This is a genomic window from Mesorhizobium sp. A556, assembly GCF_054489545.1.
The window spans coordinates 54,758-75,196 of record NZ_JBTMXA010000005.1 but is presented as its reverse complement, the minus strand read 5'-3'; the positions used below and the strand labels follow the sequence as shown (position 1 = coordinate 75,196).

The window sequence follows — 20,439 nt, the reverse complement described above, 5'->3', positions numbered from 1 at the left end:
TGTGGCGTCTTGCCGCAAAGGTTGGCGGCTTGCTTGCGACTGGGCGCTGCAGAACCCTCCTCCCCCTTGGGGGCAGGGGTCAGGGGCGGGGGTAGCAACCTCGTCAGGCCGCGCGCCATGACCGGCCTCCCCATTCTCTCGCAAGATGTCATCATCGCGGCGTTCCTTGCCTTCTGCCGGGTCGGCGCCTGTTTCATGCTGATGCCCGGAACGTCGAGCGTGCGCGTGCCGCTGCAGATCAGGCTGTTCGTATCGGTCGCCGTGACCTTCGGGCTGCTGAGCTTTCTGTGGGACAAGATTTATCCCTTCGCCGATCCCCATCCGGCGGTCCTTTTGCCGATGATCGCCTCCGAACTTCTGGTCGGCGGGCTGATCGGCGCGATGACAAGGCTTTACATGGAAGCGCTGCGCTTCATCGGCGCCGCCATCGCCATGCAGATCGGCCTGACCAGCATGGGCGGTCCCGCCATCGAGGAACCGGAACCGCAGGCGGCGCTGGCCGAAATCATCTCGCTGTCGGCGCTTCTGTTCCTCTTCGTCTTCGACTTTCATCATGAGGTGATCCGCGCGCTGGTGTCGTCCTACTCGGTCGCCCCGGTCAACGTTTTCTTCAACCCGCAAACGGCACTGGTCGATGTCACCGATACGCTATCGGATTCCTTTTTCCTGGTGCTGCGCCTCGGCAGCCCGTTCGTCGCCTATGCGATCCTGGTCAACCTGACGATCGGCTTCGTCAACAAGCTGACCCCGCAGATCCCGGTCTATTTCATCTCGCTGCCCTTCGTCATCGCCGGCGGCATGATCATCTTCTATTTCGCGATCGGTACGCTGCTATCGCTGTTCGCCGACAATTTCATCGACATGACCTTGGCACGATAATTCATGACCACCCGCAGGCAACGACTGAAAAAACTGGTCCTCGTGCAGGAAAAATTGAAAGCCCTGCACGAAACCCGCCACGCGACATTCCTGTCCCAGGCACACGAGGCCCAGGCCGAAGCAAGCGCATTGGTCGAACGGTTCGACGCCGCCGATTCGCTTTCCAGTCTGTTTCCCGATCTTTATCACCGCCGCATCGCCAATGCCGCCGCACGCCAGCAGCAGAACCTCGACAGCGCCCGTCAGGAGGCCGGCGCCATCGTCGCGGCCACCGCGCGAACCAACATGGTCGAGCGCGCCTACAAAGAGGTCAGCCGCAGCGAAGAGCGCGAACTAGCCGACCGCGACAGGCTCGACCTCATCGGCTTGCAGCGCAAAGGCGAACCTTCGTAAGCCTGCCACAAGCTTGTTTTGCAAGGATACGATCAGGAAACCACGCGAGGGCCGGAACTTTTGGCAATCTCCCCACCCAGCGACATCGTATTGGACGTTGCCCGCGCCGTCGGCCCGACCGAGATCGAGGCAGCGCGTGCGGCCCTGACCAAGCGGGCCGGAGCCGCTTCGCCCGCCTTCACGATCGACGACGCCCCAATGCTTTCGCGGACAACGACACTTTCGCGCACGACGGCGGCCCAGACCGATTCCGGCGATGCGACGAAATTCAAGCGCTTCGAGGCGATGGTCCTGCAGACATTCATCCAGAACATGCTGCCGAAAGACGCGGAAGGCGTTTACGGCAAGGGCCTCGCCGGCGACATGTGGAAGTCGCAGATGGCCGAGCATATCGCCGACGTGATGGCCGAACGTGGCGGCATCGGCATCGCCCGGTCGATGCTCGCCGACCACTATCTCGATGGCAAGCGCAAGGTTCCCATCGGCCCCGTTTCGGGCGGTCCGGAACGGGTCGAGAGCGACCGCCAGGCCGCTTTGTCTACCTCGCTGGTCCAGGAAGTCGAACGCCGGATGGCGCGTTCCATGACCGGTGACGAGACAGCCGCGCAAGTCAAAGGAAAGGTCTAGGGCATGGCCGACTATTCCGAATTCACGTCGAACCTGCCCGCGCTGACGACGGCAACGGACGCGCCGGTTCCTTTCGTGCGCACTGGGAATCTCGACATCATCATCCGGCGCATCGAGGATGCCGTCGAAGAGGAAACCGCCGGTATCCGCGCCGATCCCCGCTTCGACCTGAAGGCGTCGAACGCGCGCAAGAGCCGCTGCCTCTACGAGTTGAACCGCGCCATGAAAGGCATGAGCCAGGGCGAACATATGGAACAGCACCGGGACGGATTGACCCGGCTGAAGGAAAAGCTGACTGCCAACGAAGCCGCGATTGTCGCCCATCTCAACGCCGTTACCGAAGTCGCCAACCTCTTGAAGAACGCGATCCAGCGCGCCGAAGCGGACGGCACCTATTGCGCCAGCGAGTTCGGCTGGGCGCGGCCGTGAGCACGCGATGATAAAATTCATCGCCGCGGCAATCTGGATCTGCGTGGCCACGGTCGGGGCGGTGTTCTATTCGTTTCAGGCGGCAGGCGAGGCCGGCGCGGACAAACCGCCCAAGCCGATGCTGGGCGGCCTGGACTACGTCAACACCGACGTCATTTCCGTGCCGCTGGTGCGCAATTCGGCAATCGAAGGCTATCTGCTGACCAAGCTCGTCTATACCGTCGAGCCGGAGCAGGTGAAGAAATTATCGGTTCCAGCGGAGGCCCTGATTACCGATGAGGTCTATTCCTATCTTTACATGAACCCGCAGATCGACTTCACCAAGAAGACGGAATTCGACATCAATGCCTTTCGAGAGGCTATCCGCACCTCGATCAACGCGCGGGTAGGTGAGGAACTGGTGCACGAAATCCTGGTCGATCAGATCGACTTCCTGACAAAAGACGAGATTCGCGACAATTCCATCCGGCGAAAAAAGGGGGCCGAGAACACCGCTCCCCTGATAAAACCGAAAGAGAGCCAGTAGACACCGTGCGCCCGATTGGACGCATAGGCTCGGCCGCCCCCATCCAGTTGACGTAAACGTAAGATAAAGGGTATAGCGCGTGGTGCTGCCTTCGTGCATGGCGAGGCGGCTATACGGGCAGCGCGCCTGCCAGCCGATGACAGGAGAAGCCACGATGAGCATTCACGACATTGCCGAACAGATCAGGGCGCGAGTGGAAAGCGGCGGCTTCGACCGCTCCGTGAAGTTCGATACGGGCAGCGACGGCGTGATCGTCATCGACGGCGCCACCATTTCGACCACGGACGGCGCGGCCGATTGCACCATCAAGCTGTCGCTGGACGATCTGGAATCGCTGATCGCAGGCGACCTCAACCCGACCATGGCGTTCATGACCGGCAAGATAAAGGTCGAAGGCGACATGACCGTCGCCATGGCCCTCAGCCAGTTGATCGGCTGACCCGGCCAGGCCCGAGGCTCTACCCCGGTCAGGCCGCCAGTATTTCGCGCCTGCCTGCCGCATTCAGCTTGCGGCCCGCAGGCTTCAGCGTACCCTTTGCGTCATCCAGCGCCCCCGGCGTCAATTCCAGCGCCAGGAAGCGGTGCCGTTCGTACGGGCCGGGCATGGAAAGCGCTCCGGTGCTTGTGGCCGAAAAGCCGAAGCGGGCGTAATAAGACGCATCGCCGACAAGCAGGATCGCCGAATGGCCAAGCCGCGCGGCTTCCGCCACGGCATAGCGCATCAGCGCCGAGCCGATACCGGCATTCTTGCATGTGGGATCGACCGCAAGCGGCCCAAGCAACAGCGCCGCAGCACCGCCCTCGCCCAGCGATACATCCCAAAGACGGACGGTGCCGACAACGGTTCCAGCAGGGTTGCGCGCAACAAAAGCAAGGCCCTCGGCGGGCCGGCGGCCACGGCGCAGCTTTTCCGATGATTTGCGGCGACGCGCCAGTCCCATGGCGCGGTCAAGCAACGCTTCGCGCGCCGCACCGTTGGCGGCGGCTTCCGCCCCAACCTCAAAAAGAGGCGAGCCATCCAGGATTTCGACGGACATTTCCATTTTCGCGATCCTTCACGAGCGGATTTTCCACAAGCGAATCCGTCGCCGACATCAACGCCGGCGGCGGATCGATCTGACGGCTCGATGAGCCGTCAGATCACGTAGGATCGGAGCGGTTCAAAGCCGTTGAAGGCGACAGCCGAATAGGTTGTCGTGTAGGCGCCGGTGCCCTCGATCAACACCTCGTCGCCGATGGTCAGCGACAGCGGCAACGGGTACGGCGTCTTTTCATACATGACGTCGGCCGAATCGCAGGTCGGGCCAGCCAGCACGCAAGGCGCGGTCTCGCTGCCGTCGTGGCGCGTGACGAGCGGGTAGCGGATCGCCTCGTCCATCGTCTCGGCCAATCCGCCGAACTTGCCGATGTCGAGGAAAACCCAGCGCACATTGTCGTTGTCGGCCTTCTTGGAAATCAGCACGACTTCGGACTTGATGACACCGGCATTGCCGACCATGCCGCGACCCGGCTCGATAATGGTTTCGGGAATGGCATTGCCGAAATGCTTGCGCAGCGCTTCGAAAATGGCGTGGCCATAGGCCTGCGCCGCCGGCACGTCGCGCAGATAGCGCGTCGGAAAACCGCCGCCCATATTGACCATCTTCAACACGATGCCCTCTTCGGCCAACCTGGCGAATACCTGCCGCGCGTCGCCCAGCGCCCGATCCCAGGCGTTGAGGTCGGTCTGCTGCGAGCCGACATGGAACGACACACCATAAGCGTCCAGGCCAAGCGCCTTGGCACGGCGAAGCACATCAACCGCCATGGCCGGCACGCAGCCGAACTTGCGCGACAGCGGCCACTCGGCGCCCTCGCCGTCGGTCAGCACGCGGCAGAATACGCGGGCGCCCGGCGCAACGCGGGCGATCTTTTCCACTTCCTCGACGCAATCCACGGCAAACATGCGGATACCAAGTTCGTAGGCGCGCATAATGTCGCGCTCCTTCTTGATCGTGTTCCCGAAGGAAATGCGGTTGGCCGTAGCGCCCGCATTCATCGCCATCTCGACCTCGGCGAAGGAAGCGGCGTCGAAGGACGACCCCATCTGCGCCAGCAGGCGCAGGATCTCGGGCGCTGGGTTCGCCTTGATCGCGTAGTAGATTTTCGAATCGGGCATGGCCCTTTCGAACGCGCGGAAATTGTCCGCGACGACTTCGAGATCGACCACGAGGCAAGGACCTTCCGGTCGTCGGACTGCAAGGAAATCAAGAATGCGCTGGGTTGCCATAGCTCTCTCCAGACGCGCTCGTTCAAGCGCGCGCAAGGGTGCGGAACACGGGCCTCGGCCTCGCGATCGCGCTCGTCAAACAAAGGCGAGATAGAAATGCATGGAACCAGCCGGTGGAAACACCGGAACCATGAAACGCCATCTCGCGGCGATGGGTCGATGGCCTTGCCCGGCCAGAAACCCGCTTTGTCTGCCTTGGCTTGGATTGGGAGTACCCCGTTCCGCACTGCCGGCAATGATGGTGTGCCTCTTCAGTAATTCCGACTTTTGGACAGCCGGAAGAGAACCAGAAAGGCCCGCACCGTCGTTGCTTCAAGGTGTCCTCGATTTCGCGGTTGGCCGCTAAACCGACCGGAGGGGTTAGCTCCGGTTACCTTACCGATTTTCTCGCCATTCGAGGATCGGCGGACACCCACAGGCACGTGCGACTTTGGGCAAGCGCGATATAGGCAGAGAATCATGTCCAATCAATGACTAAATTCGATTTTCGCATTTAATTTCGACTACCCGTTTCGGGGCCTGGAAAGCGCCCGCCGCAGCCCGTTCTTTCAACTGGTGAAGCGCTCGGCTATAAGCCTGCCCACGCCTGATGGATTCTCGCGGAATGGCCCCAGCCGCGGTCTGCTCTTGATGATTCGTTGCGACCAACAGACTGAAAGACCCACGCCATGGACACCCTGACCCGCATGCGCGCCTTCATCGATGTCGTCGAGGCGGAGGGGTTCTCGGCGGCGGCCCGCAAGATCGGCCGCTCCAAGGCGCTATTGTCCAAATATGTGCGCGAACTGGAGGACGATCTTGGCGCGCTGCTGCTCAACCGCACGACGCGGCAGTTCTCGCTGACCGAAGCCGGGCACACCTATTACCGGCGCGCATCGGAGATCATCCGCGAGGTCGACAGCCTGTCGGATGCGGTGCGCGAATCATCCGGCGACGTGCGCGGCCGCATCAAGCTGTCAGCGCCGCGCACCTTCGCTGACGCGCCGATCGGCCAGTCGCTGATCGACTTCGCCAAACAGCACCCCGATATCGTGCTCGACATTCACCTCGACGACCGATTCGTCGATCTCGTCGAAGAAGGTTTCGACCTCGCCGTGCGTATCTCGCGGTTGGAGAATTCCTCGCTGATCGCGCGGCGGCTTGCCCCGTTCTCGGTGCGGCTGTGCGCCTCGCCGGATTTTATCGCCAAGCGTGGCATGCCCGAGCGGCCGCAGGATCTTGCGCGCATTCCCTGCATCGTCGACACCAACGGTCGCGGGCTTTCCAACTGGCAGTTCAAGGGCGACAGCGGCGACCCGGTAAGCGTTGCGGTGTCGGGGCCGATTGTGGTCAACAGCCCCATGACCGCGCGGGCGGCAGCGGTCGCGGGCCTCGGATTTTGCATATTGCCCGATTTTATCGCCGCGCCCGAAATTGAAAGCGGTCGTCTGGTCACCGCCTTGGACGGCCGCATTCTGGCCGGGGCCGGCATCTTTGCGGTTTACCCGCATCGACGCTACCTGCCGGCGAAAGTGCGCGTTTTCGTCGATTTCCTGGCGCAATGGTTCAAAAATGCGGAACCCCGGTAAACGCTTTCGGTCGTGGTGACGGATTAGGGTGCGGCCGGTCCGAATTTCGCCCCCTTTGTGATAACTCTCGGCTTTCTTGACCGCCGACGAATCTGCGATGGACCATGCCGCTCAAAAGACGAATTTTCACGCTGGCCGCCGCTGCGGCATCGCTGCTGGCTGCCGCTGGGACGGCCGACGCGCACCCGCACGTCTTTGCCGAAGCCCGGCTGGACGTGGTGCTGAGCGCGGATCACCAAAGCGTGACGGCGCTACGCCACGTCTGGCGCTTCGACGATCTGTTTTCGAGCACGGTGCTGATGGAATTCGACAAGAATTCCGACTTGAAGCTGGACGATACCGAACTGAAGGAAGTGTCGGACACGATCTTCGCCTCGCTGGCCGAATACAAGTACTTCCAGCTCGTCACGGTTGACGGCAAGGACGTGAAGATGAAGCCGCCTTCGCATCTGATGGCCAATTTCGACAATAACCAGCTTATCGTCCTGTTCGAATCCGAGCCCGACACCCCGATCAAGCTGGCCGGCAAGATCGATTTCGGCGTCTATGATCCGACCTTCTATACCGCGATCGACTTTCCAGAGGACGCCAACATGGCCGTCGACGAGATGCCCGCGAATTGCACGAAAACCGTTATCCGGCCAGACCCGGACACCGCGATTGCCGAGAACCAGAAGACGCTGACCGATGCCTTCTTCAACGATCCGACCGGCACCGACATGAGCAAGATTTTCGCGACCAAGCTGGAACTGAACTGCCGGGCGAGCGGATAGACAAGGTGACTAAAGCCAACCTTCGCATGATCTTGTGCTTGCTGGCCGCGGCTTTCGTTGCGTCGCATTTCACCGGCCTCGCGCAGGCCCAGAGTTCGCTCGGCATCGGCACCAACGACGCAATGCCGGCCGGCACCGGCCTGTTCGCGCACCAGTTGCTGTGGATCAACCAGCAGCAACAGGCGTTTTACCGGGCGCTGGCCAACGCCATGAAGGCCATGCGCCAGGATGAGAGCAAGCTCTGGCTGCTCATTGGCCTGTCCTTTGCCTATGGCATCTTCCACGCCGCCGGCCCCGGCCACGGCAAGGCGGTCATTTCCTCGTACATGGTGGCGAACGAGGTAGCGCTGCGGCGCGGCATCCTCCTGTCGTTCGTTTCGGCGCTGCTGCAGGCGATAACCGCGATCGTGGTCATGCTGCTCGCCTATTTCGTTCTGCGCGGCACATCGGTGTCGATGACCGATGCCGCCCGCTTCCTTGAAATTTCGAGCTACGTCTTTGTAACCGGTTTCGGCGCATGGTTGTTGTGGAAGAAAGCCGGGCCTTCGCTGCTCCGGCTGTTCGGCGCACGCGCTGCCCGCAGCCTTTCGGCTGCCCATGCGTCGGCGGCGGGCCATATCCATGCCGACGGCTCCTATTGCACGCAAACACACAGTCGCCTGCGCTACCCCGCGCATAACCGCGAAGAGCTTCCCAGCCAGGGAATCGAGGTTTGCGAGACCTGCGGCCACAGCCACGCACCCGATCCAGCACTGCTGTCCGGCGACCGTTTCGACTGGCGCACGGCCTGGACCGCGGTCGTCGCCGTCGGCATTCGCCCCTGCTCCGGCGCGCTGATCGTGCTTTCCTTCGCGCTGCTTAACGGCCTGTGGGTGGGCGGTATCCTGTCGGTGCTCGCCATGGCGCTCGGCACCGCCATCACCGTCTCGGCGCTGGCCACCATCGCGGTGACCGCCAAGAACTGGGCCGTCTATTTCGCCGGAGACGGACGCCTCGGCAATCGCATCCATGCGCTCGTCGAGATCGGCGGCGCGGCCTTCGTCTTCCTGTTCGGGCTGCTGCTTCTTTCCGCCGCTCTGAGCGCCTGAGAGCGGCTCAACCAGATCAATTGCCCTTGCGGCGCTGGCTGCGGCCACGCAGCCAGAAAACCACGAACAGCACCAGCATGAAGACGGCCACGACGAGGCCCGCCAATATTCCCGAGACCTTGCCCGCTGCCAGCATGATGACCGGCAGGTAATAGGCAAAGGCGAAGAACAGCACCAAGATCACAGCAGCGGCGATTGCCGCATTCCTGTTGTCGCGATCCATTTTCTTAACCCCGGTCCGGAAATTGAAGTGAGGCAGACAGCACGGGTCTTACTCAACGCGGCCCGCTAATGATAGTGCCGGGGCCGCGGCGTATTGTGCGCATGATCGTGATCGTCGTCCGCTTGCGCGTGGTCATGATGATGGTCCGGACCATCGGCGCACCGGCCGAATTCAGGCTCGACCGTGGCATGGTCGATGCCGTGCTTTGCGCTCAACCGCTGCTTGACGGCAAGCACCGTTTCATAAGGATCGACGCCCTCGACGAGACAGGCGTGCAGCGTTGCCATATTGCTTGTGCCGTCGAGCGACCAGACATGCATATGGTGGACTTCACGCAGGCCGGGAATATTCTTCACCAGATCGGCGGCAACCCCGTCGCGGTCAAGGCTGGAAGGCGTTCCCTCCAGAAGCACGTGTGCCGCTTCGCGCATCAACCGCCAGGCGCTGAACAGGATCAACACCGCCACCAGCACCGACAGGATCGGGTCGATCGGCATCCAGCCGGTAAGCAGGATGACGATGGCCGCCGCGATCGCCGCAACCGATCCCAGCAGATCGCCCAGCACATGCAATATGGCGCCGCGCATGTTGAGGCTTTCGCGGTCGCCGCCATGCAGCACCAGGAACCCGGCAATATTGACCAGCAGGCCGAGCCCGGCAACGATCAGCATCGGCCCACCCAACACAGGCGATGGCGCCTCGAACCGTCTCCACGCCTCGTAGCAGATCCACAGCGCCACCACGAAAATGGCAAGGCCATTGGTGTAGGCAACCAGCGTCTTGACCCGGCCGAAGCCATAGGTGTGGCGGCCGGTGGCCGGCTTGTCGCCCAGATGAAACGCATACCATGCGAGCGCCAGCGCCACCGAATCGGTGAGCATGTGGCCGGCATCGGCCAGCAGCGCCAGAGAACCGGTGAGCCAACCGCCAATCGCCTCGGCGACCATGAACCCGCCGGTCAGGCAGGCCGCGATCAGCACGCGTTTCTTGTCCGTGCCCGCATGGACATGCGCCCCGCCGCTATGGCTGTGGCCATGCGGCCCGTCATCGTGGGCGTGTGTCATCACATACCTTCCGTGTGATGAAATAACCTTACGCCTCAATTACTTAGAGAAATCCTCGAGGCGCTTTTTCTGTACGCCTTCGCTGTCGAAGTTGCTAGGGTCAAGCCAGTTTTCATAGGCCTTTTTGAGCGCCGGCCATTCCTTGTCGATGATCGCATACCAAGCCGTATCGCGATTTCCACTCTTGGCCACCATGTGCTGGCGGAAGATGCCCTCGAACTTGAAACCGAACCGTTCTGCCGCGCGCTTGGATGGCGCGTTATCGTTGTGGCACTTCCATTCGTAGCGGCGGTAGCCCAATTCATCGAACACATAGCGAGCGAACAGATACTGCGCCTCCGTGGCTGCCGGCTTGCGCGAAATCAGCGGCCCCCAATAGATGCTGCCTATCTCGATGACGCCATGGTTCGGCTCGATCCGCATCAGCGTCTGCCGCCCGGCGACCTTGCCGCTGGCCTTGTCGATCACTGCAAACTGCAGGGGGTCTTCGCTGGCTTGCGCTTTATCGATCCAGGCATCGAACGCGGCGCGGCTTTCGGGGGGATTTTCGAACAGCCAGGTAAATCGGCCGTCGGCATCCGGTACGGTCGATGCCGCGAACAGGCCGTCGCCATGCTTGCCCGCATCCAACGGCTCAAGCCGCACGAAACGGCCATCCATGATCTTGCGTTCGGGCCGCGGTCGCGCTTTCCAGTTCTTGAGATCGTCGGACACGCAAAAATCCCCCTTGTTTTGATACCACGCGCAGGCTTTCAAAAATGCCGTGTCGAATGAGCAACCTGTCGAAAGCTCGATTTAGCACCTAACTGGACCAATATAATGATCCACCCGGACCGTGGGCTTCGACCAGCGCGGTTTCCGCGCCGTCGCGACATCGAGTGCCCGCGCGGCAGACAAATGGCCATCGGCTGCGCCATCCCGGTCGGCGCATTGCTGAGGTCGATCTGGCCGCAACAAAAAGGGCGGTCATTGGCGACCGCCCCGATCCGGACTGGCTTGGGAGGAGGAAAGCCTATCCGACTGATGAAAATCATGCGCTTGTTCGGTTAACGAAATCTTAACGCGAAAAGCGCCGTTCCCATGTCACGGTCACCAGCGCGGGTTCGGCGTGGTTCCGGCCGGTGCGGGCACTTTTACGGAGGAGATCGTAGCCTCGATGTGATCGACCAGCGCGTCCGGAAGGCCGAGGCGTCCCGCAAGCAGATCGAGATAGCCGCGCTCGGCGCGGGTGTCGGCATCTATGGCAAGACGCGAGGCTGTATAAAGCTCGACCTTCTGCTCTTCGCTCTGGGCAGACGCGACCAGCGCGCCAATATCGAACGGCGCGTCAAGTTCCGCCTTCAGGAAAGCTTCCGTTTCGCCGGCCATACCCGAAAGGCTGAGCTTCTCGCCGATCTTGCGGCGCTCCTCGTCGTCGATCCGGCCATCCGCTTTGGCTGCGGCGATCATCGCCCGGACCAGCATCAGCGCGAATTCGGTTTCGCCCTGCGGCGCCTGCGACGGGTGAAATCTTGTATCGGACGGCGGCGGCAACAATTCGGGCTCGCTCGCGACCGGTGCATCGGCGGGCGCCTTGCCGCTCTGGTAGTTCTGATACGCCTTGTAGGCGAGGCCGCCGATAGCCGCCAGACCGCCGAGCTTGACCGCCGCGCCGGTAACCTGCCGGCCCGTTCCGGTTCCAAGCAGCACCGCAGCCAATGCGCCGGCGGCCAGCGGATTGTCCTTGGCGTACTGCACCGCCTGCCCCGCCTTGTCGCGCACCGTCCCGCTCGTACCGGGAACTTGCGAACCAAGCAGATCGTCGAGCAGCTTCTTGGGATCGAACATCAACGCCTCCAGATTGGCCAGCCATGGACCGGTTTCAGGTGCCGATGAGGTAGGGGTGCAACCTTGGCATTACAATGACGGCAAGCTCTTAGAGTCCGTTTGATAATTCGCCCTGCCGAGGCATATGGCGTGGTTTTCGAGAACCGAAGCGGAGCGTACATCAGTACGTGAGCACCGGAAGCGCAGAAAATTGCGTCAGATGACCGGCTGGGTAGAGTTAGCAAATGGGCTCTTAGCCGCCGATATGTTCCTCGCCTCGTGCCGCCGCCAGTTCCACCTGGCGCTGGCGCTCGGCATAGCGCGCGCGATCGTCCTGCGAACGGCCCTCATAACAATGCGGGCAGGAAACGCCCGGCTCATAGCGCGGCGAAAGCCGGTCGTCTGCCGTCAGCGGGAAGCGGCATGCGCGGCAAAGTTCCGCCTCGCCCTCGACAAGCCCGTGCGACACCGAAACACGCTCGTCGAAGACGAAGCACTCGCCCTCCCACAGGCTTTGCTCGGCCGGCACCTCTTCGAGGTATTTCAGGATGCCGCCCTTCAGATGAAACACGTTCTCGATACCCTGCGCCTTTACGAAGGCCGTCGCCTTTTCGCAGCGAATGCCGCCGGTGCAGAACATGGCGATTTTCTTGCCTTCGAGTTCCTCCCGATGCGCTTCGACCCATGCCGGAAACTCTCGAAAGCTTTCCGTGCCGGGATCGAGCGCCCCTTGAAACGTCCCGAGCGAGACTTCGTATCCGTTGCGCGTATCGATGACGACCGTATCCGGGTCGGTGATCAGGGCGTTCCAGTCCGACGGCGCTACATAGGTGCCGGCGCTTCGTTCCGGATCGATCCCGTGGACGCCCATGGTGACGATTTCGCGCTTGAGCCGAACCTTCATGCGGCGGAACGGCATGGCGTCGGCGCTGCTGAATTTCACCTCGAGGCCGGCAAATTCCGGGATGGCCCCAAGATAGGCGATCAATCCGGCGATCGCCGCTTCCGTGCCCGCGACCGTCCCGTTGATGCCTTCCGAGGCGAGCAGCAGCGTGCCCTTGACGCCATGCGAGCCGCAAAACGCCACCAGCGGCGCGCGCAATTCCTCGAACCGCTCAAGCCGGCAGAACCGGTAGAGCGCGGCGACGCGAAACGGATGCAGGGATGTGGAAACGCTCATCGCAAAAGCCCCTAAACGGTCAGGCGCATCGGATCAAGCCAAAGCCTGTTTCGGTATTCGATCAAGGCCTTACAGGCGCGCCGCGAAGAATACCCGATGCGGCCTTGCCGGCAGTTTGTCCACAGGCCGGGCAATGGCGTGAGAATCTCGCCAAACGGGAGGTTTTTCGCCATGTTCGCTGAAGAGATTATTCTGGAGATCACCAAGGCTGCTCAGAGCCTCGACATCGAGCCAGCAGCGCTTCTGGCGGTTGCGGATGTGGAAAGCGGTGGCACCGCCTTTGCCGATGTCGATGGCAGGCGAGAACCATTGATACGCTTCGAGGCGCATTATTTCGACCGGCGGCTAAGCGACAGGAAGCGGGCCGTCGCCCGTGAAAAAGGCCTCGCCGCACCGGTAGCCGGCGCGATCGCCAACCCCAGGACGCAAACCGCCCGCTGGCGAATGCTGGAGCAGGCGGCAGCGATAGACGCCAAGGCCGCCTATGAATCGGTGTCCTGGGGCCTGGGGCAGGTGATGGGCGCGCACTGGGCATGGCTTGGCTATGCCGACGTCGATGCGCTCGTGGCCACCGCCCGCTCGGGCGTTGCAGGCCAGGTCCGCCTTATGATGCAATACATCGACAAGGCCGGCCTGCGCGACGCGCTGCGCAAGCACGACTGGGCAGGCTTTGCCCGCTCCTATAACGGCCCGGCCTATAAGCGGAACGCCTATGAGACCAAGCTCGCCACCGCCTATTCGCGCTATTCGTCCGGCGATCCGAAGGCACGGCCTGCCATGCCCCTGCTCAAACGCGGTTCGAAAGGAACGTCCGTCGCCGATCTGCAACACGATCTGACCGCGCTCGGCTATCCGCTCGCCGCCGATGGTGTTTTCGGGCCGGCCACAGTGCAGGCTGTCAAGGCGTTCCAGCGCGATCACGCCCTGGCGATAGACGGGATCGTCGGCGCAAGAACGAACGCCGCCATCGAGGGCGCGTTGACAGCCCCCGGCCCCGTGGGGAAAGTCTGGAACCGGCTCACCGGCTGGCTGGCGGGGCTGTTCGGGCGAAGCTGAAACGGCCTCGCCGCGCGCATCGTGGACAGCAAACCGCCCTCATGTTAATCGGTTGAAATTCACCACGCCTTCCAGAAAGATCGAAATGTCCAGCAAGACCGAACTGCTTATGTCCCTTCTCAACGGCCAGCCGGTGATCCCCGTGCTGAAGATCGCCGATGTCGCCCATGCCGTTCCGTTGGCGCGGGCGCTGGCGCGGGGCGGCCTGCCGATGATCGAGATCACGTTGCGCACCGCCGATGCGCTCGAGGCGATCCGGCGCGTTGCCGCGGAAGTCGAAGAGGCCGTCGTCGGTGCAGGCACTATCCTGAATGCGCGCCAGTTCGAGGATGCTGCCAAGGCAGGCTCGAAATTCATCGTCAGCCCCGGCATCACCCGCGAATTGCTGGCCGCCGCTCAAGACAGCCCGGTCCCGCTGCTTCCCGGCGCCATCACGCCGGGCGAAATCATGGCCGCGAGAGAAGCCGGGCTTAATTTCCTGAAATTCTTCCCCGCAGAGCAGGCCGGCGGCGCGGCATTTCTCAAGGCGCTGGCCTCGCCCATCGCCGACGTCCGCTTTTGCCCGACGGGCGGCATCGGCCTGAAAAACGCCGGCGACTATCTGGCCCTGCCCAATGTCGCCTGCGTCGGCGGCTCCTGGGTTGCCCCGGACGACCTGGTCAAGGCCGGCAAATGGGAAGCCATCGAGGCGCTGGCTCGCGAGGCAAGCAGGCTCGGCCAAAGCTGAGTCTGATCCTCAAACTTCTTCGCCCATCAACGAAAAAGGCCGCGCAAACAGCGCGGCCTTTTTTGCGGTCGAATGTATTTTTACTTGGTCTGGAAGCGGGCCACCGACAGGAATTTCACCGCATTGCCGGTGAAGCGGTTGGCGGCGGCCATCTCGTTGCCGGACTGGAAGCCATTCGTATAGACTTCGCTCGGCGCGGTACGCACGAGGTTGTAGGCATAACGCGGCGCGGTCGTGGAATCCGAAACCGTCGCGACATAGTCCGCGCTGTGCAGCGCCCAGCGGGCAGCCTTCGGCTCGGCCGACACCACGATCGCCTTTGGTTCGGGCTTGAGGTCGCGCGCGCTGGCGCGGGCTTCCTTGCGGGTCGTCTTCACCCCGGCACCGATGGCTGAGGCGGGATCGGACCCGGACGGGCGGCTAGCTATAGCCACGCGCGGCGATGCCGCATCGATCCCGGCCGGATCGCTGAAGGCCGAGCGTGGCGCGGTTGCCAGCGAAGCCACCTGATAATCGGCGGTAGAGACACGATCCAGAACCGCCTTGATCTCGTCGCGCGTAACCTGAGCCTGCCTGACATCGGCCAGTTTGGTGTCGACGGGCGTGGCAACGGCCCGCCGCGCCGAAGGCAACACCGCCAATACGTCGCTTGCCGCATTGCCGCTGACGGTCGTATCGGCAAGCGCCAGCAGGATCGCATCCTTGGGCATCATATCGGAGGTCGTCCTCATCTCCGGCCGCCAGCTGGGCAGCGGGACATGGTTTGCGGCAATTTGCGGCGCGTCGTCGGAAGACGGTACTTCGCTTGCAGCCTCGAAGGGGACGTCGGCCGTTGCCGGAAGTGCTGCCTCTACCGGCTGCGCGGACGCGACCGCGAACGGAACGCTATCCGGCTCGGCCGGCTGTGCGACTTCGGCCACCTGCACGCCGACATCCACCTTGGGCCGAGGTGCAAAGCCGGGTAGCGGGATGCTGCGCGCCGGCAGTTCGGCGATGATCTTTTCAGGCGTTTGCGGCTGCAAATCCGCTTCGGGTTCAGGCGCGGCTTCCGCGACCTGGACAAGGTCGGTGCGCTTCGCGTTCTCAGGCGCTACGATGGTGATGCCGGGCAGGCTATTCTTTGCCGCTGGGGCCGCCTTTGCGGTTCTGGCCTTGGGAGCCGCCGTCGCGACATCGGCAACGTCGTCCTCTTCGTCGGCACCGCCGCCAAACAGGGCGGCAAGCAGGCCGCCGGACCGGCTGGAACTGGTGGCGCTGGCGAGAGCGATTGCCGTCGTCCCGCTGCTCTTGCGCGATTTGTAAGAGGCGAGCGCCTGCGCATAACCGGGCAACGGCTTGCCGTCGCTCGGCACATGCAAGGTCTTGCCGTTCGGGAACACGCGCACGAGTTCCTGACGGCTGATGCCCGGCCAATGGCGAACATTGCCTACATCGATGTGGACGAAGGGCGAACCGGAAGTGGGATAGTAGCCGACGCCACCACCCTGCATCTTCAGGCCGATATCGCGCAGCTTCTTGAGCGGCACGCCTGGAATATAGAAGTCGAGCGCTTTGCCGAGAACGTGCTGGCTTTTCTGCGCCACGCCCTTGCTGCGGCTGCGCAGCATCGAATTGGTGGCTGACGCGCGGTAGCCGCAAATGACCTGGATATATTCGTGCGAGCCTGTGGCTCGATAGGCCTCCCAGACCAGATCCAGCAGGCGCGGATCGATCTTGACCGGCTCGTTTCGCCGCCAGTCGCGCAAGATATGGTCGATCTTCTTCAGGCCGGCCGCATCGTAGCGGCCATTGCGCTTGTAGACGATTTCGGCCTTTTCGTGTGTGTGAAGGTGATAGAATTTCAACGACCGCGTCGAGGCGGATGCACCGCCCGAACTCATGGCTAGAAGGCCGGTAGCAAAGACCATCGCGGCCAACCATCGCGGCCAGACTGGCTTACGCCGCCCATGTGCGTGTCGTTCGATTCTGTTCAAATCAAATGGCCCTAAAGGCTGCCGTTTGTCCCCGGATTTGACCAAACGGATGTACCGAGTCACATCCGATTATCGATCCTAATGGTTAATCATCGCTTATTGAAGTTCAAATGCGGTAACACCATGGCGATACCCTGGCGAAAACCGGCATCAGCCAATCGTGGTAAACCGTTGGTTTAGATGAATTTTCGGCGTAGTCACCAACACTATCTGTTACCGTCCGCCACAATGCGTGATTGTCGCTCGCATTCCCCGGGCAAGTGCAAGGCGTGGACACTGTCCACGCCGTCAGGATGCGAGCCTCTCCATCCGGCCGGTTTCAGGATCGATGCCGTATTCCTTAAGCTTGCGGTAAAGCGTCGACCGGCCGATGCCGAGGCGGCGGGCTACCTCGCTCATCTGTCCGTTGTAATGGTCGATCGCAAGCTTGATCATCTCCAGCTCGACCGAAGCAAGCGAGCGGACATTGCCCCGCTCGTCCAGCGCGTCCAGCCTTCCCGGCCGCGCTTGCACAAGATCGGCCCGCGCGCCGGTGGCCGTCAGTGCGGACGCATCCTCTGCCGGAGTTTCAGCCGCAACGGCGGGAGCCTCCGCCTCGGCGCCAAGACGCACGACGCCTTCGACCTGCGCCCGGATTTGCGGAAATTCCTCTTCGGTGAGCACATCGCCTTCGGCCAGCACCGAGGCCCGGAACACAGCGTTTTCCAACTGCCTGATATTGCCGGGCCAGTCATAGGCTCGGAGCATGGCAAGGGCCGCATCGGAAATGCCGCTCAGGCGGCGGCGCGGATCGGCTGGCCCGACCTTGTCGAGAAAATGCCTGACCAGATGCTCGATATCGTCGCGCCGGTCCCGAAGCGGCGGCACGAAGATGGGATAGACGTTCAGCCGATAGAAAAGATCCTCGCGAAAGGCTCCGTCCTTGACCCGTTGCAGGAGATCGCGGTGCGTAGCCGAGATCAGCCTTATGTCGACCCTCACCGTCGAGCGGGCTCCGACCGGATCGACCTCGCCGTCCTGCACAGCCCGCAGCAATTTGACCTGCACGTCGAGCGGCAGGTCGCCGATCTCGTCCAGGAACAGCGTGCCCGAATGGGCCTCGACGAATTTGCCGGTGTGTTTCTCGGTAGCGCCCGTGAACGATCCTTTTTCGTGCCCGAACAGAATGGATTCGACCAGATTGTCGGGAATCGCGCCGCAATTGACGGTGACAAAAGGCTTGGTCCGGCGATCGCCGCTGCCCTGGATGGCGCGCGCCACCAGTTCCTTGCCGACGCCCGATTCGCCTTCGATCAGGATCGGGATGCTGGACGCCGCGGCTTTCTGCCCGAGACGGATCACCCGCTCCATGGCGGGGCTGTGCGTGATCATGTCCTTGAAGGTGAGGCGCTGCCCGCCCTGGCGCGCCGAGCGCTTTATTTCGTCGCCGACAGCCTCGACCTTCAGCGCGTTGGTAATGGACGCATTGAGTTTGTCGGGAGAGGCCGGCTTGACGACAAAGTCGAAAGCACCATGCCGCATGGCCAGGACCACCGTCTCGATGCCGCCCTGCGCGGTCTGCACGATGACGGGAATGGTGATGCCGCGTTCGCGCATCGCCTTCAGCACGCCGATGCCGTCGAGGCCCGGCATCCCCAGATCGAGAATGACCACGGAAATGTCTCGGCCTTTAGGCCCGTCCATCGCCGACAAGCCGGCTTCGCCGTCATCCGCGACGATTGCCGTATGGCCGAACCGTGTTACCGCCGCTTCAAGCAGCCGGCGCTGCACCGGATCGTCATCGACTATGAGTATGGAACCTGCCATGACTGATGGAAATCGCCCGCCCGAGGAAGTTTGCCCTATGGATCATCTTGGCACAGGGTTCTAAATAAGCTTTCAAAAAAGCCGGTGAACGAATCCCTTAGGATTTGATCGGCTTTTCCTTTTCGGCAAGGTTCCTGCTCCACCCAAGTCTTCGTTCCACCCAAGACCCCGTTCCACAAGGTATCTGTTATGCGCACCGTTTCGCTTCGCCACAGGGCAACCGCCTCCCCCGCACAAGGCGCCGACCAGCGTGCAGCAGCGCTTGGCGATTTGCCGGAGTGGAACCTGGGCGATCTTTATTCCGGCATGGAAGCGCCGGAACTGGAGCGCGACCTCAAGACTGCCGCCGCCGATGCCGCCGCTTTCGAAAACCGCTGGAAAGGCACGCTCGCCGCCGAAGCCGGCCGCGGCAATTCCGGCAGGCTTGGAGAGGCGCTCCAGGCCTATGAAGGCCTGGAGGAACTGATCGGCCGGATCGTCTCCTATGCCGGCTTGATCTATGCCGGAAACACCTCGGACCCGCAGCGGGCCAAGCTTTACGGCGACATCCAGGAGAAAATGACGGATGCCAGCGCGCATCTCCTGTTCTTCGCGCTCGAACTCAATTTCATCGAGGACGCCGCTCTTGAAAAGGCGCTGGATACCGACCCCGTCTTCGGCCACTACCGGCCATGGGTGCTCGACCTGCGCAAGGACAAGCCGTACCAGTTGGAAGACCGCATCGAGCAGCTTTTCCACGAGAAATCCATCACCGGGCGGGGCGCATGGAACCGCCTGTTCGATGAAACGATGACCGACCTGCGCTTCGACATCGATGGCGAGGAAATGACGCTGGAGCCGGCGCTCAACCGTCTGCAGGATGCCGATGGCGAGGTTCGCCGCAAGGCTTCCGAAGCGCTGGCCGCAACCTTCCGCGAAAACCTGCGCAGCTTCACGCTGATCACCAATACGCTGGCCAAGGACAAGGAAATCTCCGACCGCTGGCGCGGCTTCGAGGACATCGCCGATTCACGCCATCTCGCCAACCGCGTCGAACGCCCCGTCGTCGATGCACTCGCAGCCGCCGTTCGCGAGGCCTATCCGCGCCTGTCGCACCGCTATTACGCGATGAAGGCGCGCTGGCTCGGCATGGACACCATGAACCATTGGGACCGCAACGCGCCGTTGCCCGAAACCCCGCAGGCGACGATTCCCTGGCGCCAGGCCAAAGACACGGTGCTGACGGCTTACGACCGCTTCTCGCCGGAAATGGCCAACATCGCCCGCACCTTCTTCGACCGTCACTGGATCGACGCGCCGGTGCGGCCGGGAAAATCACCCGGCGCCTTCGCCCATCCGACCGTGCCGTCGGTGCATCCCTATGTTCTCCTGAACTATATGGGCAAGCCGCGCGACGTGATGACGCTGGCGCATGAACTGGGCCATGGCGTGCATCAGGTGCTGGCCGGTGGCCAGGGCGCGCTGATGGCCTCGACGCCGCTGACGCTGGCCGAAACAGCCTCGGTGTTCGGCGAGATGCTGACCTTCCGCTCGCTGCTCGACCAGACGAAAGACAAGCGCGAGCGCAAGGCCATGCTGGCGCAGAAGGTTGAGGACATGATCAATACGGTCGTGCGCCAGATCGCCTTCTACGAATTCGAGCGCAAGGTGCATACCGAGCGCAAGAACGGCGAATTGACATCCGACAAGCTCGGCCAGTTCTGGCTGGAAGTGCAGGCCGAAAGCCTCGGGCCGGCGATCAAATTGCGTGAAGGCTACGAGACGTTCTGGACCTATGTCCCGCACTTCATCCACTCGCCCTTCTATGTCTATGCCTACGCCTTCGGCGACTGCCTGGTGAACTCGCTCTATGCCGTGTACCAGAACGCGGAGCGCGGCTTTCAGGACAAATATTTCACCATGCTGCGCGCCGGCGGCACCAAGCACCATTCCGAATTGCTCGCCCCCTTCGGCCTCGACGCGACCGACCCCGCCTTCTGGCAGATCGGCCTTGGCGTCATCGGCGGGCTGATCGACGAACTGGAAGCGCTGGACTAAACGGACCCTTCATTT

The 20,439-nt window shown here is 62.4% G+C and carries 21 protein-coding genes; 12 read left to right on the top strand and 9 right to left on the bottom strand.

Translation table 11 applies throughout. The features are described 5' to 3' along the window. Window positions 1-117 precede the first annotated feature (117 nt). The 6 genes from fliR to ACX3P0_RS12535 all read left to right on the top strand — a co-directional run bounded on the left by fliR (window position 118) and on the right by ACX3P0_RS12535 (window position 3,293). The gene (gene fliR, locus ACX3P0_RS12560) at window positions 118-879 is read left to right on the top strand and encodes a flagellar biosynthetic protein FliR (protein WP_459077961.1); all 762 of its coding nucleotides are present in this window, start codon (window positions 118-120) and stop codon (window positions 877-879) included. Between the two features lie 3 nt (window positions 880-882). Then, complete coding sequence (locus ACX3P0_RS12555) at window positions 883-1,272, top strand: hypothetical protein (RefSeq protein ID WP_459088904.1); 390 nt, start codon at window positions 883-885, stop codon at window positions 1,270-1,272. 60 nt (window positions 1,273-1,332) lie between these two features. Continuing rightward, complete coding sequence (locus tag ACX3P0_RS12550; RefSeq protein WP_459088902.1) at window positions 1,333-1,899, top strand: rod-binding protein; 567 nt, start codon at window positions 1,333-1,335, stop codon at window positions 1,897-1,899. A 3-nt stretch (window positions 1,900-1,902) separates the two neighbouring features. Next, the gene (locus tag ACX3P0_RS12545; protein ID WP_459077958.1) at window positions 1,903-2,328 is read left to right on the top strand and encodes a hypothetical protein; all 426 of its coding nucleotides are present in this window, start codon (window positions 1,903-1,905) and stop codon (window positions 2,326-2,328) included. Between the two features lie 7 nt (window positions 2,329-2,335). Then, window positions 2,336-2,854 (top strand): hypothetical protein, encoded by a 519-nt coding sequence (locus ACX3P0_RS12540; RefSeq protein ID WP_459077957.1) that lies wholly within the window; start codon window positions 2,336-2,338, stop codon window positions 2,852-2,854. 154 nt (window positions 2,855-3,008) lie between these two features. Further along, window positions 3,009-3,293, top strand: a complete 285-nt coding sequence (locus ACX3P0_RS12535) for an SCP2 sterol-binding domain-containing protein (protein WP_459077956.1) — start codon at window positions 3,009-3,011, stop codon at window positions 3,291-3,293. 28 nt (window positions 3,294-3,321) lie between these two features. On the opposite strand, the gene ACX3P0_RS12530 is transcribed toward ACX3P0_RS12535, so the two are convergent. Beyond that, entirely contained in the window at window positions 3,322-3,897 is a 576-nt protein-coding gene (locus ACX3P0_RS12530; RefSeq protein ID WP_459088900.1) for a GNAT family N-acetyltransferase, read from the bottom strand. A gap of 92 nt (window positions 3,898-3,989) precedes the next feature. After that, window positions 3,990-5,123, bottom strand: a complete 1,134-nt coding sequence (locus ACX3P0_RS12525; RefSeq protein ID WP_459088898.1) for a type III PLP-dependent enzyme — start codon at window positions 5,121-5,123, stop codon at window positions 3,990-3,992. A 668-nt stretch (window positions 5,124-5,791) separates the two neighbouring features. Here ACX3P0_RS12525 and ACX3P0_RS12520 point away from each other — a divergent pair. The 3 genes from ACX3P0_RS12520 to ACX3P0_RS12510 all read left to right on the top strand — a co-directional run bounded on the left by ACX3P0_RS12520 (window position 5,792) and on the right by ACX3P0_RS12510 (window position 8,552). Next, on the top strand, window positions 5,792-6,691 hold the full coding sequence (locus ACX3P0_RS12520) for a LysR family transcriptional regulator (RefSeq protein WP_459088896.1): 900 nt from the start codon (window positions 5,792-5,794) through the stop codon (window positions 6,689-6,691). A gap of 104 nt (window positions 6,692-6,795) precedes the next feature. Then, complete coding sequence (locus tag ACX3P0_RS12515) at window positions 6,796-7,464, top strand: DUF1007 family protein (protein WP_459088894.1); 669 nt, start codon at window positions 6,796-6,798, stop codon at window positions 7,462-7,464. 26 nt (window positions 7,465-7,490) lie between these two features. Beyond that, window positions 7,491-8,552, top strand: coding sequence for a nickel/cobalt transporter (locus tag ACX3P0_RS12510; RefSeq protein ID WP_459089250.1), 1,062 nt, complete (start codon window positions 7,491-7,493; stop codon window positions 8,550-8,552). 16 nt (window positions 8,553-8,568) lie between these two features. Here ACX3P0_RS12510 and ACX3P0_RS12505 read toward each other — a convergent pair whose 3' ends face one another. From ACX3P0_RS12505 to trhO, 5 genes are all read right to left on the bottom strand, one after another. Next, on the bottom strand, window positions 8,569-8,775 hold the full coding sequence (locus ACX3P0_RS12505) for a hypothetical protein (RefSeq protein WP_459088892.1): 207 nt from the start codon (window positions 8,773-8,775) through the stop codon (window positions 8,569-8,571). Between the two features lie 65 nt (window positions 8,776-8,840). Next, window positions 8,841-9,839: a cation diffusion facilitator family transporter gene (locus ACX3P0_RS12500; protein ID WP_459088890.1), complete on the bottom strand. Its 999-nt coding sequence runs from the start codon at window positions 9,837-9,839 to the stop codon at window positions 8,841-8,843. A gap of 39 nt (window positions 9,840-9,878) precedes the next feature. Further along, entirely contained in the window at window positions 9,879-10,553 is a 675-nt protein-coding gene (locus tag ACX3P0_RS12495; protein WP_459088888.1) for a GNAT family N-acetyltransferase, read from the bottom strand. A gap of 375 nt (window positions 10,554-10,928) precedes the next feature. Next, window positions 10,929-11,666, bottom strand: coding sequence for a tellurite resistance TerB family protein (locus tag ACX3P0_RS12490; protein ID WP_459088886.1), 738 nt, complete (start codon window positions 11,664-11,666; stop codon window positions 10,929-10,931). Window positions 11,667-11,898: 232 nt separating this feature from the next. After that, window positions 11,899-12,825 carry an oxygen-dependent tRNA uridine(34) hydroxylase TrhO gene (gene trhO / locus ACX3P0_RS12485; RefSeq protein ID WP_459088884.1) on the bottom strand — a complete coding sequence of 309 codons (927 nt, stop codon included), beginning with the start codon at window positions 12,823-12,825 and terminating at the stop codon, window positions 11,899-11,901. A 171-nt stretch (window positions 12,826-12,996) separates the two neighbouring features. On the opposite strand from trhO, the gene ACX3P0_RS12480 reads away from it, so the two are divergent. Continuing rightward, window positions 12,997-13,881 carry an N-acetylmuramidase domain-containing protein gene (locus tag ACX3P0_RS12480; protein WP_459088882.1) on the top strand — a complete coding sequence of 295 codons (885 nt, stop codon included), beginning with the start codon at window positions 12,997-12,999 and terminating at the stop codon, window positions 13,879-13,881. Window positions 13,882-13,966: 85 nt separating this feature from the next. Further along, complete coding sequence (locus ACX3P0_RS12475) at window positions 13,967-14,608, top strand: 2-dehydro-3-deoxy-phosphogluconate aldolase (RefSeq protein ID WP_459088880.1); 642 nt, start codon at window positions 13,967-13,969, stop codon at window positions 14,606-14,608. Window positions 14,609-14,688: 80 nt separating this feature from the next. Here the strand turns inward: ACX3P0_RS12475 and ACX3P0_RS12470 are convergent, their stop codons facing one another. Both ACX3P0_RS12470 and ACX3P0_RS12465 read right to left on the bottom strand, forming a co-directional pair. Continuing rightward, on the bottom strand, window positions 14,689-16,515 hold the full coding sequence (locus ACX3P0_RS12470; protein WP_459088878.1) for a DUF882 domain-containing protein: 1,827 nt from the start codon (window positions 16,513-16,515) through the stop codon (window positions 14,689-14,691). Window positions 16,516-16,869: 354 nt separating this feature from the next. Beyond that, on the bottom strand, window positions 16,870-18,387 hold the full coding sequence (locus tag ACX3P0_RS12465) for a sigma-54-dependent transcriptional regulator (RefSeq protein WP_459077945.1): 1,518 nt from the start codon (window positions 18,385-18,387) through the stop codon (window positions 16,870-16,872). Between the two features lie 189 nt (window positions 18,388-18,576). On the opposite strand from ACX3P0_RS12465, the gene ACX3P0_RS12460 reads away from it, so the two are divergent. Then, window positions 18,577-20,424: a M3 family oligoendopeptidase gene (locus tag ACX3P0_RS12460; RefSeq protein WP_459088876.1), complete on the top strand. Its 1,848-nt coding sequence runs from the start codon at window positions 18,577-18,579 to the stop codon at window positions 20,422-20,424. The last annotated feature ends 15 nt before the right edge of the window (window positions 20,425-20,439 follow it).